At 69.5% G+C, this 16,929-nt stretch carries 15 protein-coding genes; 7 read left to right on the forward strand and 8 right to left on the reverse strand.

The window, feature by feature from the left end; all coding sequences use genetic code 11:
• Nucleotides 1–42: 42 nt before the first annotated feature.
• On the reverse strand, nucleotides 43–1,023 hold the full coding sequence (gene galE, locus IU459_RS04375) for a UDP-glucose 4-epimerase GalE (protein ID WP_195128110.1): 981 nt from the start codon (nucleotides 1,021–1,023) through the stop codon (nucleotides 43–45).
• A gap of 3 nt (nucleotides 1,024–1,026) precedes the next feature.
• Nucleotides 1,027–1,713, reverse strand: a complete 687-nt coding sequence (locus IU459_RS04380; protein ID WP_195128111.1) for a metal-dependent transcriptional regulator — start codon at nucleotides 1,711–1,713, stop codon at nucleotides 1,027–1,029.
• 209 nt (nucleotides 1,714–1,922) lie between these two features.
• Here IU459_RS04380 and IU459_RS04385 point away from each other — a divergent pair, with 209 nt between their 5' ends.
• The 3 genes from IU459_RS04385 to IU459_RS04395 are packed head-to-tail and all read left to right on the forward strand — an operon-like array spanning nucleotide 1,923 to nucleotide 6,321.
• Nucleotides 1,923–3,194, forward strand: coding sequence for an acetoin utilization protein AcuC (locus tag IU459_RS04385; protein WP_228837295.1), 1,272 nt, complete (start codon nucleotides 1,923–1,925; stop codon nucleotides 3,192–3,194).
• The gene (locus IU459_RS04390; protein ID WP_195128112.1) at nucleotides 3,187–5,856 is read left to right on the forward strand and encodes a bifunctional acetate--CoA ligase family protein/GNAT family N-acetyltransferase; all 2,670 of its coding nucleotides are present in this window, start codon (nucleotides 3,187–3,189) and stop codon (nucleotides 5,854–5,856) included. The genes IU459_RS04385 and IU459_RS04390 overlap by 8 nt, the downstream gene beginning before the upstream one ends.
• Nucleotides 5,857–5,901: 45 nt before the next feature.
• The gene (locus IU459_RS04395) at nucleotides 5,902–6,321 is read left to right on the forward strand and encodes a DUF4333 domain-containing protein (RefSeq protein WP_228837296.1); all 420 of its coding nucleotides are present in this window, start codon (nucleotides 5,902–5,904) and stop codon (nucleotides 6,319–6,321) included.
• Nucleotides 6,322–6,490: 169 nt separating this feature from the next.
• On the opposite strand, the gene IU459_RS04400 is transcribed toward IU459_RS04395, so the two are convergent.
• The 3 genes from IU459_RS04400 to IU459_RS04410 all read right to left on the reverse strand — a co-directional run bounded on the left by IU459_RS04400 (nucleotide 6,491) and on the right by IU459_RS04410 (nucleotide 9,960).
• On the reverse strand, nucleotides 6,491–7,459 hold the full coding sequence (locus tag IU459_RS04400) for a sigma-70 family RNA polymerase sigma factor (protein ID WP_040780281.1): 969 nt from the start codon (nucleotides 7,457–7,459) through the stop codon (nucleotides 6,491–6,493).
• Between the two features lie 195 nt (nucleotides 7,460–7,654).
• A complete protein-coding gene (locus IU459_RS04405) occupies nucleotides 7,655–9,172 on the reverse strand; it encodes a DUF7782 domain-containing protein (RefSeq protein WP_195128113.1) in 1,518 nt (505 codons plus the stop codon).
• Between the two features lie 47 nt (nucleotides 9,173–9,219).
• On the reverse strand, nucleotides 9,220–9,960 hold the full coding sequence (locus IU459_RS04410; RefSeq protein WP_195128114.1) for a VOC family protein: 741 nt from the start codon (nucleotides 9,958–9,960) through the stop codon (nucleotides 9,220–9,222).
• A gap of 185 nt (nucleotides 9,961–10,145) precedes the next feature.
• On the opposite strand from IU459_RS04410, the gene IU459_RS04415 reads away from it, so the two are divergent.
• Complete coding sequence (locus IU459_RS04415; RefSeq protein ID WP_195128115.1) at nucleotides 10,146–11,438, forward strand: MFS transporter; 1,293 nt, start codon at nucleotides 10,146–10,148, stop codon at nucleotides 11,436–11,438.
• A 108-nt stretch (nucleotides 11,439–11,546) separates the two neighbouring features.
• Here IU459_RS04415 and IU459_RS04420 read toward each other — a convergent pair whose 3' ends face one another.
• Nucleotides 11,547–11,900 carry a DUF3099 domain-containing protein gene (locus IU459_RS04420; RefSeq protein WP_228837395.1) on the reverse strand — a complete coding sequence of 118 codons (354 nt, stop codon included), beginning with the start codon at nucleotides 11,898–11,900 and terminating at the stop codon, nucleotides 11,547–11,549.
• Nucleotides 11,901–12,083: 183 nt separating this feature from the next.
• Here IU459_RS04420 and IU459_RS04425 point away from each other — a divergent pair, with 183 nt between their 5' ends.
• The gene (locus IU459_RS04425; protein WP_157129315.1) at nucleotides 12,084–12,329 is read left to right on the forward strand and encodes a DUF3039 domain-containing protein; all 246 of its coding nucleotides are present in this window, start codon (nucleotides 12,084–12,086) and stop codon (nucleotides 12,327–12,329) included.
• Between the two features lie 9 nt (nucleotides 12,330–12,338).
• Here the strand turns inward: IU459_RS04425 and IU459_RS04430 are convergent, their stop codons facing one another.
• Complete coding sequence (locus tag IU459_RS04430; protein ID WP_228837396.1) at nucleotides 12,339–13,397, reverse strand: YihY/virulence factor BrkB family protein; 1,059 nt, start codon at nucleotides 13,395–13,397, stop codon at nucleotides 12,339–12,341.
• 267 nt (nucleotides 13,398–13,664) lie between these two features.
• Between IU459_RS04430 and IU459_RS04435 the strand changes: the two genes are divergently transcribed.
• Nucleotides 13,665–15,416: a DEAD/DEAH box helicase gene (locus IU459_RS04435; protein ID WP_195128203.1), complete on the forward strand. Its 1,752-nt coding sequence runs from the start codon at nucleotides 13,665–13,667 to the stop codon at nucleotides 15,414–15,416.
• Nucleotides 15,417–15,438: 22 nt separating this feature from the next.
• On the opposite strand, the gene IU459_RS04440 is transcribed toward IU459_RS04435, so the two are convergent.
• The gene (locus IU459_RS04440; RefSeq protein ID WP_195128118.1) at nucleotides 15,439–16,038 is read right to left on the reverse strand and encodes a TetR/AcrR family transcriptional regulator; all 600 of its coding nucleotides are present in this window, start codon (nucleotides 16,036–16,038) and stop codon (nucleotides 15,439–15,441) included.
• 104 nt (nucleotides 16,039–16,142) lie between these two features.
• On the opposite strand from IU459_RS04440, the gene IU459_RS04445 reads away from it, so the two are divergent.
• Nucleotides 16,143–16,883, forward strand: coding sequence for an SDR family NAD(P)-dependent oxidoreductase (locus IU459_RS04445; protein ID WP_195128119.1), 741 nt, complete (start codon nucleotides 16,143–16,145; stop codon nucleotides 16,881–16,883).
• The last annotated feature ends 46 nt before the right edge of the window (nucleotides 16,884–16,929 follow it).

Consider the following 16,929-nt stretch of genomic DNA (forward strand, 5'->3'; position numbering starts at 1 on the left):
GCCCGAGCCGGGGCATGGCCGACTCGGGCAGCGCGGCGCCGACTACCGTGCGCTGTGCGCGCGGGAACCGAGCGACTGGAAGAAAGCCCAGGCGTCGGTCACGATCTCGTCGAGGTCGTTGTGTTCGGGTCGCCAGCCGAGTTCGGCGATGGCGCGCGCACTGGAGGCGATCAGCGTCGCCGGGTCGCCGGGGCGGCGCGGCGCGTCCTGTGCGGTGATCGGCAGACCGGTGACGCGTTCGCATGCCGAGATCACTTCGCGGACGGAGAATCCGGTACCGCTGCCGAGGTTGTAGATCCGATGGGTGCCCGCCTCCGCGGTCGCCAAGGCCAGCAGATGGGCTTGGGCGAGGTCGCGGATGTGGATGTAGTCGCGGACCGCGGTGCCGTCCGGGGTCGGCCAGTCGGTGCCGAAGACCGAGATCGCCTTGCGATGTCCGGCCGCGACTTGCAGCACCAGCGGGATGAGATGCGTTTCGACCACTCGGTTCTCGCCCAGACCACCGTAGGCGCCCGCGACGTTGAAATACCGGAGGCTGGTCGCCGCAAGCCCGTGCGCGATCGCATAGGAGGTGATGGCATGGTCGATTGCCAGCTTCGAGGCGCCGTAGGGATTGGTCGGGCGGGTAGGGGCGTCCTCCGTGATCGGCACCTGCTCCGGTTCCCCGTAGACGGCCGCGGTCGAGGAGAAGACCAGCCGCGGCGTTCCCGCACGCCGCATCGCCTCCAGCAGCTCGAACGTCTTCACCACGTTGCCGTGCCAGTATTTCTCCGGCTGCTGCACCGACTCGCCGACCAGCGACTGCGCCGCGAAATGCAGGACACCATCGAATGTTTCGGCGGCCAGCAGCGCGGGCGCGGCCACCGCCACGTCGCCCTCGACGAACCGGGCGCCGGAGGGGACGCCGTCGGCGTTACCGGTGGACAGGTCGTCGACCACGACGACCTCGTGGCCGGCTTCCAGCAGAACCTGCGCGCAGACGCCACCGACGTAGCCCGCGCCACCCGTGACCAGAAGTTTCACGCGTCAGACCAGCTTCACCTGGACAGCGTGCGCCATCTCGTCCGACAGCTCGAAACCGTCGTGCCCCGGCACGGTGATGACGACCGAGCCCGGCTTGTTCTCGACCGTGACGCGCGCGTCCGGCACGACGCCCGCTTCGCGCAGGCGGCCGATGACCTCCGGATCGGTCTGGATGTGCTCCGCGAGCCTGCGCACGACGACGGCGTGCACCTGCCCGTGCGGCAGATCCGACAGCCGCACCAGTTTCTCGTCGGTGGTGGCGGGCGGTACGATGCCCAGCTCGTCCAAACCCGGGATGGGGTTGCCGTACGGGGAGGTGGTGGGGTGGTTGAGGACCTCGACCAGGCGCCGTTCGACGTCCTCGCTCATCACGTGCTCCCAGCGACAGGCCTCCGCGTGCACGTTCTGCCAGTCGAGCCCGATGATGTCCACGAGCAGCCGCTCAGCCAGCCGGTGCTTGCGCATCACCGCCACCGCCATGCTGCGACCCTTCTCGGTCAGTTCCAGATGACGGTCTCCGGCGACCAGCAGCAGACCATCACGCTCCATCCGCGCCACGGTCTGGCTCACCGTCGGGCCGCTCTGCTCGAGGCGCTCGGCGATCCGGGCGCGCAGGGGCACTACGCCCTCCTCCTCGAGGTCGTAGATGGTACGGAGATACATCTCCGTGGTGTCGACCAGATCCTTCACCTGTTACCCCTTCGTCGGCACGAATTCTACCCACGCACGCCGACACCGCCGTGTGCCGGATCGTGTCGCTCCGCGCTGCGCCCGGCATCTCCGGTGGCGCCGCGGCAACCCGGTCGGCGCACGGCGGGCAGCCGCGACCGCACTTGCTTGTATTTGTACTGCATAGGAACGTTTCGCGGGGTCCCTTGCTTCCCGCTAGCGTTGCGAATATGGCCATTGCACCCCCCGGCGGACTTCCGGCGTCTGCGTCATCCGGGACGACCCGGCCGGGAACCGTCGTCTGGACCGATCGGTTTCTGGATTACGCCTGGACCCCGGAGCATCCGATGAAACCGGTGCGACTGAAGTTCACCATGGCGCTGGCGGAAAGTCTCGGATTGCTCGAGGGTGTTGAACTGCTCGAACCCGCAGGCGCGGAACGCCAGGACCTGCTGCGCATTCACACGCCCGACTACCTCGACGCCGTCGAACACGCCGTGCCGCCGATCGGTTCGCCCGTCGCACCGCCCTATGGCTTGGGTTCGCCGGATAATCCGGTGTTTCCGCGCATGCACCAGGCGGCGTCCACGATCGTCGGCGGCACCTTGGCCGCGGCCAGGGCGATCGCGGAGGGGCGCACCAAGCGCGCGGTGAGCATCGGCGGTGGCATGCATCACGCGATGGCCGATTCGGCCGCCGGGTTCTGCGTCTACAACGACCCAGCGGTGGCCATCTCCTGGCTGTTGGACCACGGCTTCGACCGCATCGCCTACATAGACGTGGACGTGCACCACGGCGACGGTGTGCAACGGGCTTTCTACGGCGATCCTCGGGTGCTGACCATTTCGCTGCACCAGCACCCGGCAACCCTGTGGCCGAACACCGGTTGGCCGGAGGAGACCGGCGCGGGTGCGGCCGAGGGCACGTCGATCAACCTGGCGCTGCTGCCCGGCACTCGGGATGCGCAGTGGCTGCGTGGGTTCCATGCGGTGGTCCCCGGCGCCGTGGCGGCGTTCCGTCCGCAGATCGTGGTCAGCCAGTGCGGGGTGGACACGCACCGGGAAGATCCCCTGGCCGACTTGGAACTCACCGTCGACGGCCAGCGCGCTGCGTTCCGCGCCATGCGCGACCTCGCCGACCAATACGCCGAAGGACGCTGGCTCGCCGTCGGCGGTGGCGGATACGGCCTGGTCCGGGTGGTGCCGCGAGCCTGGACGCATCTGCTGGCCACCGCGTTGGATCGCACTATCGACCCCGCGACGCCGATACCGCAGAACTGGATCGACGGAATCCGCGCCGCCGCGCCGCAGTCCGATCCGCCGCGCAGCATGGGCGATGGCGGTGACGTTGCTTACCGTCCGTGGGATGGTCCCGGCGGAACCGGGGAGACTGGGGACGTGCGGCTCGACCGCGCCCAACGCGCCGTCGACATGGCCGTGCTGGCCACCCGCCGAGCGACTTTCGGGTTGCTGGGCCTCGACCCGGAGGACCCTCGTGACTGACTTCCCCGACACCGGCGTCGCCGCCGTACCGCCCCCGCCGCCGCAGCACTGGTTCGCCGACGTCCTGGCCTCCGACGGCGGCGTCGTGCGGCTGCGTCCGATCACCCCCGACGACGCCGATCGCCTGCAGGAGTTCCACAGCGCGCTGTCCGATCGCACCAGGTATCTGCGGTATTTCGGTCCGTACCCGCGGATCTCGCCGAAGGACCTGTACCGGACCACGCATGTCGACTACCACGACCGGGTCGGGCTGGTGCTGGAACTGGGCGAGGCGATCGTGGCGGTGGGCCGCTACGAATTGCTGGACCGGGTCGGCCCGCGGGCGGCGGAGGTCGCGTTCGTGGTGGCGGACGGGCATCAGGGGCGCGGGCTCGGCTCGATTCTGCTGGAGCACCTGGCCGGCGCCGCCGCCGAGAACAAGATCGAAACCTTCGTCGCCGAGGTGCTGGCGGAGAACACCGTGATGGTGACGGTCTTCCGGGACGCGGGCTATCAGATCGAGCGCAGCAGGGACGGGTCGGTGCTGCATCTGGAGTTCGCCATCGACCCCACCGAAGCGCTCCTGTCGGTCCGCGATTCGCGCGAACGTGCCTCCGAGGCGCGCAGCGTGGGCAATCTGCTCGCCCCGCGATCGGTCGCGGTCATCGGCGCCACCCCGGCGGCGGGGCGGGTCGGCGGCGTGGTGCTGGCGAACCTGCTGTCCGGTGTGTTCCAGGGACCGGTGTTCCCGGTGAACCCCAACCGGAAGTGGGTGCGTGGCGTACGCGCGTACGCGACGGTCAGGGAGATCCCCGACGAGGTGGATCTCGCCGTGGTCGCGGTGCCGCCCGCCGCGATCGGGTCGGTGCTGGACGACTGTATGGCCAAGGGCGTCAAGGGACTCGTGGTGCTGACCGCCGGATTCGGCGAAACCGGCCAGGACGGCGTGGCGGCCGAACGCGAGTTGGTCGCCGCCGCCCGCGGCCACGGCATGCGCGTGGTCGGACCGAGCGCGCTCGGCATCGCGAACACCGACCCGAGTGTGGCCATGAACGCGACACTGGCCCCGGTCCTGCCCGGCCGTGGGCGGATCGGATTCTTCTGTCAATCCGGGCCGTTGGGCGCGGCCATCCTCGGCGAGGCCGCGGCGCGCAATCTCGGTCTCTCGACGTTCGTCTCGGCGGGTAACCGCGCCGACGTCTCCGGCAACGACCTGCTGCAGTACTGGGACAGCGACCCGGACACCGACGTGGTGCTGCTGTACCTGGAGAGCTTCGGTAATCCGCGCAAGTTCTCCCGGATCGCGCGCCGGGTGGCCAGGACGAAACCGATCGTGGCGGTGAGCAGTGGCCGCTCGGTCGCTCAGCAGGCCGGTGACATGGACCGCTCGATCGTGCGGGATCTGTTCGCGCAGGCGGGCATCGTCCAGGTCGACTCGATCTCCGAGCTCTTCGACTGTGCCGCCCTGCTCGGCTATCAACCGCTGCCGCGCGGCGAGCGGCTGGCGGTGGTCGGCAACAGCACGGCACTGAACTGGCTGGCCGTCGACGCGGCCAAAGGCGAAGGTCTCCAGGTCGGCGATCCGGTGAATCTGGGCCCGCAGGCGACGCCGGGTGCGTATCTGGACGCGCTGGTCGCGGTCCTGCGATCGGACGAGATCGATGCCGTGATAGTCGTTTTCGCGCCGCCGGTGCCCCTGCCGACCACCGGGTTCGCGGACGCCATCCGCGCGGCGGCGGCCGCGGTGCCCGAGGCCGAGAAGCCGATTCTCACCACGTTCGTCGCCGAGCAAGGGATTCCGAACCTGCTCGCCGTCCGCGGCGCGGGCGCAACCGCGGTGCACGGGTCGATTCCGTCGTATCCGGACCCCGAGCGCGCCGCACGGGCGCTGGCCCGGGTCCGGCGTTACGCCGAATGGCGCACCAGGCCGGTTTCCGCTGTGGTGCGGCCACGGGGCATCGACAGCGACCGCGCCCGCCAGTTGGTGGCGGACTGGATGGCCGGGTCGGGCGGTCGCTGGCTCACCGATCTGGAGACCGTGGAACTGCTTGCCTGCTACGGCATTTCGGTGGTGGAGTTTCGCGAGGTGCGCACTGCCGACGAGGCGGTCGCCGCCGCGGAGGAACTCGGCTACCCGGTGGCGGCCAAGGCGACCGGCGAACTGTGGCGGCGCAGGCCGGATCTCACCGGAGTCCGGCTCGACCTGTGGCGGCCGGAGGCGGTGCGGCAGGCGTACACCGATCTGGCCGAGCTGTGCGGGGATCCGCTGCTGCACATCCAGAAGATGGCCACCAAGGGTGTCGGCTGCATCCTGCGTGTGCAGGATGACCCGTCTTTCGGGTCGGTGATCGAGTTCGGCCTGTCCGGCCTGATCATCGAACTCCTCGGCGACCGCGCCTACCGGGCGCTGCCGCTGACCGCCGACGAGGCCGCCGCTTTGATCGACGCGCCGCGCGCCGCCCCGCTGCTGTCGGGTACTCCTGCCAGCCCGCGCGTCGACAAAGCCGCCCTCGCCGAACTCGCCCAGCGCATTTCGGCCCTCTTCGACGATCTACCGGAGATGCGAGAACTGTCCTTCGATCCGGTACTGGCGTCACCGAACTCGGCCGAGATCCTGTACGCGCGCGGCCGGATCGGCCCGGAACCGAGCCGATTCGACACCGGTCCGCGTCGGCTGGGCTGAAGGCGGTCAGGCCGGGCGGGCGCAAGCGCACCGGCGACGAGGACGATGGCGCGCCTGAGTCGTCGGCTCGCACAGGCCATGTCGCGGGTGCCGGATAACGGGCGATCGCTGTTGCCGCGATCTGTGGATGCCAGATTCGTCCGAAAGAAAGGCCGGTTCGCCATGAAGATCCGCATCCTTGCCCTGTTGTCGCTGCTCGCGGCGGCGCTCACCGCGTGCTCGGTCAGCATCGGCACCGCAAAGGTGGCGGAGGCCGACTTGGAGAAGTCGGTCAAGGACACGCTGACACAGAAAGTCGGCCAGGAACCCGATGCGATCGATTGTCCCGGCGATCTCACCGGCAAGACAGGGACGACGATGCGCTGCACGTTAACCGCAGGCGCCGACAACCTGGGTGTGACGTTGACCGTGACCTCGGTCGAGGGCGAGACCGTCAAGTACGACATCGCGGTGGATCAGAGCTGAGCACGGCAACAAGCCGAGGGAGGAAAGAATACGAGACCGCCGACCGGCTCGCGCGACGCCCGGAGGGGGCAGGCACGCGCGGTCACCGGTCGGCGCGGAAAGGTGACCTTCGCGGTGGTCACCGGGCCGAACGCCGGAGCTGTCTGCGAACTACCGGCGCCAGGGAGAATCAGCTGGCGTAGGCGCGCAGCCGGTCGGCCCGCTCGCCCTTGCGCAGCTTCGCCATCACTTCGCGCTCGATCTGGCGCACTCGCTCGCGGGAGAGGCCGAAGAGCTTGCCGATCTGGTCCAGGGTGCGCGGCTGCCCGTCGTCGAGGCCGAAACGCAGCCGGATCACCTGCTGTTCGCGCTCATCCAGGGTGGCGAGCACACTGCGGACGTCGTGGTGCAGCAGACCGGCGATGACCGCGGACTCGGCCGAAGTGGCCTCGGAGTCCTCGATGAAATCACCGAGCGGGGCCTCTTCGTCGTTGCCGACCGGCATGTCCAGGCTCACCGGGTCGCGGCTGTGGTCGAGCAGATCGGAGATCTTGTCCACCGGGATGCCCGATTCGACGGCCAGTTCCTCGTCGGTGGCCTCCCGGCCGAGTTGCTGGTGCAGTTCCCGCTTGATCCTGGCCAGCTTGTTCACCTGCTCGACCAAGTGGACGGGCAGGCGGATGGTGCGGCTCTGGTCGGCCATGCCGCGGGTGATGGCCTGGCGAATCCACCAGGTGGCGTACGTGGAGAACTTGAAACCCTTGGTGTAGTCGAACTTCTCCATGGCCCGGATCAGTCCGAGATTGCCTTCCTGGATGAGGTCGAGCAGCGGCATTCCGCGGCCGGTGTAGCGCTTGGCGAGCGAGACAACAAGGCGCAGGTTGGCTTCGAGCAGATGCGACCGGGCGGCCTGACCTTCGCGCACGACGAGGGCTAGATCCCGCTTCCGGCTGGCCGACAGCCGCTTACCGGTTTCCAGCAGATACTGCGCGTAGAGGCCCGCCTCGATGCGCTTGGCCAGCTCGACCTCGTCGGCAGCCGTGAGCAGCGCGGTACGGCCGATCCCGTTCAGGTACACACGTACCAGGTCGGCGGCGGGGCTCTGGGCGTCGAGGTCCGAATCGCTGGTGCGCACACGAGTGGTGGCGGGGCTTGTCATGACTTGCCTCCTGTCGGTGGTGTCTCACTCCGATCAACGGACCCGACACGGAGAAAGTTCCCCGTTACGGCTGACATAAACCGCTCTGAGCTGCGGTTTTCTGCCCTCTCGTCTGAGAAGTTCCTGAGAAGCACCGCGCCGCGGAGCGATCCCCTGGCCGGGACCCGCGCCGGCCGCCGCGTAGTTGCCGTACGGTTATACGGGCCGTACCAATCCGTGACGTACCAATCCGGTGACGACGGACAACGCGTCGGCCGCGAACTCGGCGGTCACCTCCTCGGAGCCGTGGGCGAGCGCCAGTAGTTCGACCAGCTGGTACAACGGCAGGCCGTCGGCTCGCATTCCCGCCAGCAGGGAGATCGTGGTCTCGTCCACTTCGTGGTGCCAGCGCGGGCCGTCGCCCCGGTGCAGCCGCGCCATCTCCGGCGCCCAGCCCTCGGGCCCGGGCAGGTACACGCGCTCGAGCGCGGTCGCGGAATCCACCGCGAAACGTGCCGACCAGGCGAGATTCTGATCTCCGGCGACAGCGCGCAGCCAGGCCGAGCGCTCGAAATACCTAACGGCCTCCTCGCCGAGCGGGTCGTCGAAGCCGTGCGTGAGGTCTTCTGCGAGCAGCTCGGCCGGACCGTCGATAGAGCGCAGGTAGACGAAACCGAAACCGATGCCATCGACATCGGCGGAAGCGAAGGCGTCCAGCCAGCTCTCCGCACGGGCTTGCGCGGCTGGATCGCGCGGGTCGAGGCCCGCATCGCGCAACCAGGTGCCGACATAGAGGGCCGGATCGGCGACATCGCGCTGCACCACCCAGGCGTCGACACCATGGGCGGGCAGCCACGAGGAGACTCGTTCGCGCCAGTCCTCGCCGTCGACGTGCACCCACGCGGCCAGCATCGCGGCGGTGCCGCCGGGTGCGAGCAGGTCGGCCGCCTGGGAGATCACCAGCTCACTTGCTCCGTCGAGCGCGAGACCGGAGTCGCGGTAGGTGTGCTCGACGCGGACGGGGCCGACCACGAACGGCGGATTGGCCACGATCTGGTCGAAGCGCCTTCCCCCGACCGGCTCGAACCAGGAGCCTTCGACCAATTCGATGTCCAGGTCGTTGAGCGCCGCGGTGGCTTCGGCCAGCCAGAGCGCGCGAGCGTTGACATCGGTGGCCGTGACGTGCCGGGCGTAGGAGGCAGCGTGTACCGCCTGCACTCCGCAACCGGTGCCGAGGTCGAGCACCGTGCCGACAGGGCGCGTCGGGGTGGCGCGCAGGAGCGAGAGCGAGGCGTGGCCGACGCCGAGCACGTGGTCCTCGGTCAGCGTGCGGCGGCGCATCGAGTCGTCGAGATCGGACAGAATCCATCGCGTGCCCGCGCCCGCGTCCAGCGGGCGGAGGTCCAGCGCGGCCCGCACGGCGTCGCCGTCGCGATCCAGCAGTCCGGCGGCCACGGCGTGGTCCAGGTCCACCGGCGCGAGCGCGGCGGCGACCTCCCGCTCGGGCAGCGCGTCGCCGAGCAGCAGCAGGCGGATGAGCGTGCCGAGTTCGCCTGCCTTGCGCGCCGCCCTGCGCACCGGAACCGGCTCCGAGCGGCCGAGTGCGGCGTGCGCGCCGCCGAGTACCTCGAGCAAGGTGTCGGCGTCGTAGCCGACCCTGGTCAGGGCGGTCCGCAGGTCCGGGCACAGCGCGGTCAGCAGCGATCCGGTGGTGGTCGGTCGGTTCGTAGGCACATCGGTACTCTGCCACCGCGACCGTCTGGCACGGACCGGGTGGTGATTCAGACGCCGTTCGGGTCGCGCGCGGTGACACAGTACAGCGCGTCGCCGGGATCGCTCAGGACGATCCAGTGCTCGTGCCGCCGCACCACCGTCGCGCCGAGCGATTCGTGCCAGGCCGCGGTGGCCTCGATGTCCTCCGCGGCCAGGTCCACGTGCGCACTGGTCGGACGATCTTCGCCGAGACGCTGCAGCAACAGATGCGCGGGCAGCTGCTCCTCCGCGCGCAGACGGGCGAACTCCGGCAGCCGCCCGGGCCGGTATGTCCACCCGGTCAACAACGTCCAGAATCGGGTCTCGATCTCGTAATCGGCGGGGCCGATGTCGAGGCATACCTGATCCAAGCGCGACAGCATGCCGTCGGGTGCCCGCACGGCCGGTGCGGGTGTGCTGGTGGCGCGGCCGCTCGGGGTGAGGCAGAACGTCTGGCCACCGGGGGAGCGCAGCACGGCGTAGTCGGGGTGGTTGGCGACCAGTTCGGCGCCCAGGTCGAGCGCGGTCCGGACGGCGGACGGGATGTCGTCGACGTCGAGGTCGAGATGGACCCCGGCGAGGCCGGTCACCGCCTGCATCTTGACGCTCGCGGCGGCGAACAGCGCCGGGTCGGGCAGCAGGGTGAGGAACTCGTCGTTCGTGCCGCGTCGCGGAGAGAGCTGGGTGCCGGTGACCGTGGACCAGAACTTCGCGCAGTCGTCGAAGCGCTGCGCCGGGCGGTCCAGGAAGACCCAGATCCACCGAATCATGTTCACTCCTGTCTGTTCCCCGCTACGTACCGAAGTGGGATCGTCGTGGCGACGGCTTCGATGACATTAGGGACCGGCACGCAGGTTGTCGAGCACATAGCGACGTCCGCCGAATGGCGCGAATTTAACGGTATGTGGCGTTCGGGCCACTCGTTGCGGACGCAACCTTCCGGCAGGCTCAGCGGGTGACCGAACTGCAGACGCCGACCCCGGTTCCCGTCGACTTCCCGCCCCGGACCCGCCTGCATCCGGCATGGCTTGTCGCGGGTATCGGCTTCATCGCGCTGCTGGGCGCCGCCGCCTTCCGGTCGGTGCCCAGCGTGTTGCTCGACCCGCTGCACGAGGAGTTCGGCTGGTCGCACGGCACCATCGGCACGGCCGTTTCGCTGAATCTCCTGCTGTACGGGCTGATCTCGCCGTTCGCGGCGGCGCTGATGGATCGCTTCGGTATCCGCACCGTGGTGGCCTGCGCTCTGGTGCTGGTCGCGGCGGGCAGCGGGCTGACGGTCTTCATGACCCAGCCCTGGCATCTGATCCTGACGTGGGGCCTGCTGGTCGGTATCGGGGTCGGCTCCATGTCGATGCCCTTCGTGGCGACCATCACCGGCCGGTGGTTCGTGCGCCAGCGCGGCCTGGTCACCGGCGTGCTCACCGCCGCAGGCGCGACCGGGCAGTTGGTCTTCCTGCCGCTGGTGTCCGCGCTGGCGCACGCGCACGGCTGGCGGCTGCCCTCGCTGATCGTCGCGGGAGCGGCGCTGGCCGTGGCGCCGCTGGTACTGCTGTTCATTCGCGACTACCCGAGCGACGTCGGCGTGCGGGCCTATGGGGCCGAGCCGGACAGCGCCGCCGGGATTCGCGTGCCCGCGGCCGGTGGCGCCTCGCGTGCGCTGATCGTGCTCGGCACGATCGCCCGCAGGCCCGGATTCTGGTTGCTGGCAGGAGGGTTCGCGGTCTGCGGCGCGTCGACCAACGGCCTGGTCGGCACTCATTTCGTCAGCGCGGCGCACGATCACGGCATGCCGCCGACCGCCGCGGCGAGCCTGCTGGCGCTCGTCGGCATCTTCGACGTGGCGGGCACCATCGCGTCCGGCTGGCTGACCGACCGGCTCGACCCGCGCTACCTGCTGATCGGTTACTACACGCTGCGCGGTTTGTCGCTGCTGATCCTGCCCGCGCTGCTGGGCCCGGACACGCAGCCGAGCCTCTGGGTGTTCATCGTCTTCTACGGCCTGGACTGGGTGGCCACGGTTCCGCCGACAGTCGTGCTGTGTCGTGAGCTGTTCGGCGCCGACGGCCCCGTCGCCTTCGGCTGGGTGTTCGCCTCCCACCAGATCGGCGCGGCAATGGCGGCGACCGGCGCGGGCGTCATCCGTGACATCCAGGGCAGCTACGACCTGGCCTGGTATCTCGCGGGCGCCCTGTGCGGAGCGGCCGCGGTGATGTCGGCGGTGCTACGCCGCGCGCCGCAACCGTCCTGACATCGGTTTTCGTGCTCGGCCTCGGTCGTCCACGACAGACGCCGTGGACGGGAGCCAGGTGGAGTTCCGGCCACCAGCCAGCCGGATGCCGCAGCAGGCGGCGCCCGATCAGCCGTCGATGGCGTTGTGCCGGCGGGACTCGATGGCGGTGCGGGGACGATCCCAGCGGCTGGGCTCGTCCTTGCGGCGGGGCGGGCGGTCGTTGGCGATCAGCACCGCGATCCAGGGCAGGGGAATGGACGCCACGATGATCAGGATGGACAGCAGCGGATTGCCGAACGCGCTGTAGGCGATCGCGGCGAGGACCAGGCAAGGGATGCGGAACGCCATGATGATCGTGTACCGGCGCACCCGCGCGCGGTGCTGATCGTCGAGCGAAGGGGCCGCCTCGGTGATCAGCGCGGGGTGCTTGCCGTCGCTGCCCGGGAAGTATCCGGAGGAACCGCGGGGCGGCGTCGGCATCGTCACGTCGGGGTGCTCTTGGCGGTCGCGGCCGTCGGCGGAGGAGGAGTCGCCGTTCTGCTGCATACTCCGAGTCTTCCACTAGTGGTCCGTCCACGCACAGACCGGGCTCCTGGTGGCCGCTCTCGTTCTCGGGGCGGCATGCGCCGCCGTGGTCGGCCACTGATCCAGCGATGCGGCATCATGGAATGCGTGAGCACCGACACCATGGTTCGCCCGGACACGACGACCGACGAGACGACGGGCGACGACACCCCGAAGTTCTTCCACTACGTGAAGAAGGACAAGATCGCCGAAAGCGCCGTCATGGGCACCCACGTGGTCGCGCTGTGCGGAGAGGTCTTCCCGGTGACCCGCTCGGCCAAGCCCGGCTCTCCGGTGTGCCCGGAGTGCAAGAAGGTCTACGACGGCCTACGCAAGGGCGACTGAGGCCCGGCTCTACTCCGGGGCCGGGGACGACACTCCCCGCCGGTCGAGCGCGGCCAGGGAGCGGCGGGGTCCGGCGTCGTCCGGGTCGGTCACGGCAGCGTCCTCGGTCAGCGCCTCCGTGCTCGCGCCGCTTTCGCCGCGCACTTGGTTGGCGATCCACTCCTTCACCTGCTCCATGCGCGTCGCGCGGGCAGGCCAGAACTCCTGCACGGCCGCGTTGAACTCCGCGCCGAGAATCACCGCGAAGCCGAGGAAGAACGTGAACAGCAAGAACGCGATCGGCGTCGCCAGCGCGCCGTAGGTGACGCCGGTTCTGGTGACCCAGGACAGGTAGCGCCGCAGCACCTCACTCGCCGCCATGAAGAACACCCCGGCCACCAGCGCGCCGCCGAAGAGGCGGTGCCACGGCAGTGAGGTGTGCAGCGCCAGCTTGTACAGGGTCGTGAGCCCGACGATCAGCAGCAGGCCGGCACCGGGGTAGTAGAAGAAATCCAGCAGCTGAAGTCCCGTCGCCCGCCACGCCGCGGGCAGCACCCGCCCGATCAGCGCTGGTCCCAGCGCCACCAAGGGCAGGATGAGCACCGCCGCCACCAGGAACAGCATGTACAGCAACAGCGCGAAGATGCGCTGCCACACCGGGTGCCGCGCGTCCTGCTGGTCATGGGCCTCGACGATCGCGTCGACGAATGTGGCCATCGCCGACGAGCCGGCCCACAGCGACAGCACGAAACCCACCGAGACCACCGCGCCACGGCCTCGCCCGAGGACGTCCTGCACCGTCGGCTCGATGAGGTCCGACACCACGCTCGCGCTGAACAACTCCTGGCTGAACGCGATGATCTTGGATTCCACGATCTGCACGGTGTCCGGGCCGAACCATCCGCCGACGTAACCGAGGCTGCCGAGCACACCGAGCAACAGGGGCGCCAGCGAGAGCGTCTGCCAGAACGCCGCCGCGGCCGACTTGGCGAAGATCGAGTCCGCCCATGCCTTCTCCGCCACCCGTACGACCAGCGCGACCGTGCGCCTGCTCGCGTGCGCGGCTCTGGCGCCCGCGCGCGTCCGCATGCGCACCGTTGCGGTGCGGGCCGACGGTGCGTCGGTCCGTGGCGGATCGCCCGGGAGGGCGCGGTGATCGGTCATCGTGCATACAGCATCGCGCACTTGCGTGATCCGTATCGGGGTCCGGGTGCGACGTGTCGGTGCGCACCGGGTGAACTTCCAGCGTCCTGGCTGGTGGCCGTGTGATGCCGGTCGCGCCTTTCGCGTCGGTTTGGCGACACGCCGTGCCGGGCCGCTAGGGTCGTCTGCGTGACTGGGTCGGGTGGCACCGCTGTGGCGGGAGAAGCGGGAGCGCCGGGCGATTCGAAAACAGCGAGTACCGCCGTAGGCGGATCTCTCCGTGCCTGGCAGCGGCGTGCGCTGACGAAGTATCTGGCCACCAAACCGCGGGATTTCCTCGCGGTGGCCACTCCAGGGGCCGGAAAGACCACGTTCGCGCTGCGCGTCGCGGCGGAACTGCTGGCCGACCGCACCGTGGACCAGATCACCGTCGTCGCGCCCACCGAACACCTCAAACATCAGTGGGCGCAGTCCGCGGCCCGTGCCGGGATCGCCTTGGATTCGCGGTTCTCCAACTCGACCGGAGGCACCTCGGGGGACTACCACGGCGTCGTCGTCACCTACGCGCAGGTCGCCGCGCATCCGTTCCGGCACCGTGTGCGCACCGAAAACCGCAGGACGCTCGTCATTCTCGACGAGATCCACCACGCGGGCGACGCGAAGAGCTGGGGTGAGGCGACAGCCGAGGCGTTCGGCGACGCCACCCGCCGCCTCGCGCTCACCGGTACGCCGTTCCGCAGCGACGACAGTCAAATCCCCTTCGTCGTCTACGAGCCCGACGAGTCCGGCTTCCCGAAGTCCCGCGCCGACCACACCTACGGCTACGCCGAGGCACTCGCCGACGGCGTCGTGCGGCCGGTGGTCTTCCTGGCCTATTCCGGTGAAGCGCACTGGCGTGACAGCGCGGGGGAGGAGTACTCCGCGCGCCTCGGCGAACCGCTCAACGCCGAGCAGACCGCCCGGGCCTGGCGCACCGCGCTGGATCCTGCGGGTGACTGGATGTCGGCCGTGCTGCGCGCCGCCGACATCCGGCTGCGTCAGAAGCGCGCTTCCGGCATGCCCGACGCGGGCGGACTGGTGATCGCCACCGATCAGGAGCGTGCCCGCGATTACGCCGAACTGCTGGAACACATCTCGGGCGAGAAACCGGCCCTGGTGCTCTCCGACGACCCGTCCTCGTCGAACCGGATCGCGGAGTTCAGCAACAGCACCCAGCCGTGGATGGTCGCGGTGCGCATGGTGTCGGAAGGTGTGGACGTGCCGCGCCTGGCCGTGGGTGTGTACGCCACCAGCGCCGCGACGCCGCTGTACTTCGCGCAGGCGATCGGTCGCTTCGTGCGTGCGCGTAAGCCCGGCGAGACCGCGACCGTGTTCCTGCCGTCGGTGCCGGTCCTGCTGGATCTGGCCGCCCAGTTGGAGTTGCAGCGCGACCATGTCATCGGCAAGCCGCACCGGGAGCAGAACGGACTCGACGACGACCTGCTGATCGAGGCCGCCAAGCAGAAGGACGAGCCCGGCGAGAAGGACAAGTCCTTCGTCGCGCTGGCCGCCGACGCCGAACTCGACCAGGTGATCTACGACGGCTCCTCGTTCGGTACCGCCACCTTCGCCGGCAGCGACGAGGAAGCGGACTACCTGGGCATCCCGGGTCTGCTCGACGCCGAGCAGATGCGCGCGCTGCTGCGTGAGCGGCAGGCCAGGCAGGTCGCTGAGCGCGGTGCGGCCGCGCCCGCACCGGAGCCGGGTCCGCAGGTGGCCAGCGCGGCGGAACGGGTCGCCACGGCCGACCGGCTCGGTGAGCTGCGCCGCGAGCTCAACAGCCTGGTGGCGATGCATCACCATCGCACCGGCAAACCGCACGGCGTGATCCACGGCGAGCTGCGGCGCGAGTGCGGCGGTCCGCCGACCGCGCTGGCCACCGCGGAGCAACTCGGCGATCGCATCGCGGCACTACGCCGGAAGTAGCGGTGCGGCGGGGAAATCCGGGTCAGGCGGGAACGGGCCAGGCGGCCATGGCGCAGTCGATGGACGCGGTGAGTTCGGCCGGCGAAGCGCCGTCCCGCGCCTGGATGGACAGGCCGTAGAGGACCGTGGCGTAGAAAGCCGCCAGGGCTGCCGTGTCGGTGCCCGTGGGCAGATCGCCGTCGGCCATACCGCGATCGAGGCGCCGACGGATGTCCTCGGTGGTCTCGCGGCGTTTGCCGATCAGGAAGTCGCGGATGTTCGCGTTGCGCGTGGTGTAGGTGGAGCCGGCGAGCACGACCATGCAGCCGTGCGGCTTGTCGCGCTCGGTGTAGGCCACGGCGTTGTCCCGCAACATCGCCTCTATGCTGCCGCGGGCGGTCGGCTCTTCGCGCAGCGCACGATCGGTGTAGCGGCCGTCGGTCCGTCCGTAGAGTTCGACGGCCTCGCGGAACAGTGACTCCTTGCCGCCGAAGGCGGCGTACAGGCTCGGCGAGTTGATGCCCATCGCGGCGGTGAGATCGCTCATCGAGGAGCCCTCGTAGCCGTGTTCCCAGAACACCTCCATGGCACGGCGCAACGCCTCGGCGCGGTCGAAGGCGCGCGGTCGTCCCCGTTCGGCCATGACGGAACCTTTCTGTGTCGATCGTTAAATATACCTATTGACACCGGAGGGCCGATCCGTTTGGCTAATTATGTACTGATTGACACAGAATTAGAGGAGCACTGATGTCGGACCTCATGGGCAAGGTCGCGCTGGTGACCGGCGGCAGCCGCGGAATCGGCGCGGCGATCGCACGTAGCCTCGCCGCGGCGGGTGCGGATGTCGCGCTGACCTACCAGCACGCCGAGGGGCCGGCGAAAACGGTGGCCGGCGAGCTCCAGGCGCTCGGGCGCCGAGCCATCGCGATCCAGGCCGACAGTGCCGACGCCACCGCGGTGCGTGCCGCAGTCGACCGGGCCGCGTCGGAGCTCGGCGGGCTGGACATCCTGGTCAACAACGCGGGAATCTTCCCGGCCAAGCCATTCGAAGAGTTCACCGTCGCGGAGATCGACAACGCGCTGCACGTGCACGCGCGCGCGGCGTTCGTCGGCGCGCAGGCGGCGGTCGCGTACATGACCGAGGGCGGCCGGATCATCAGTATCGGCACCAACCTGGCCGAGCACGCGCCCTTCGACGGCTTGACGCTCTACAACCTGAGCAAGTCCGCGCTCAACGGCTTCACCAAGGCGCTGGCCCGCGAACTCGGCCCGCGCGCGATCACGGTGAATCTCGTGCAACCGGGCTCCACCGACACCGACATGAACCCCGAGGACGGCGACCACGCCCCACAGCAGCGCGAGTTGACCGCGCTGGGCCGCTTCGGCACCGCCGACGACATCGCCGCCACGGTGGCTTTCCTGGCCGGTCCGTCCGGGCGCAGCATCACCGGCGCGTTCCTCACCGTGGACAGCGGTACCAACGCCTGATCACCCGGCGAAATACCGCTCTGGCGACACGCTGACCACCCCCGGA

Source organism: Nocardia amamiensis, from assembly GCF_015477605.1.
Classification (GTDB): domain Bacteria; phylum Actinomycetota; class Actinomycetes; order Mycobacteriales; family Mycobacteriaceae; genus Nocardia; species Nocardia amamiensis_A.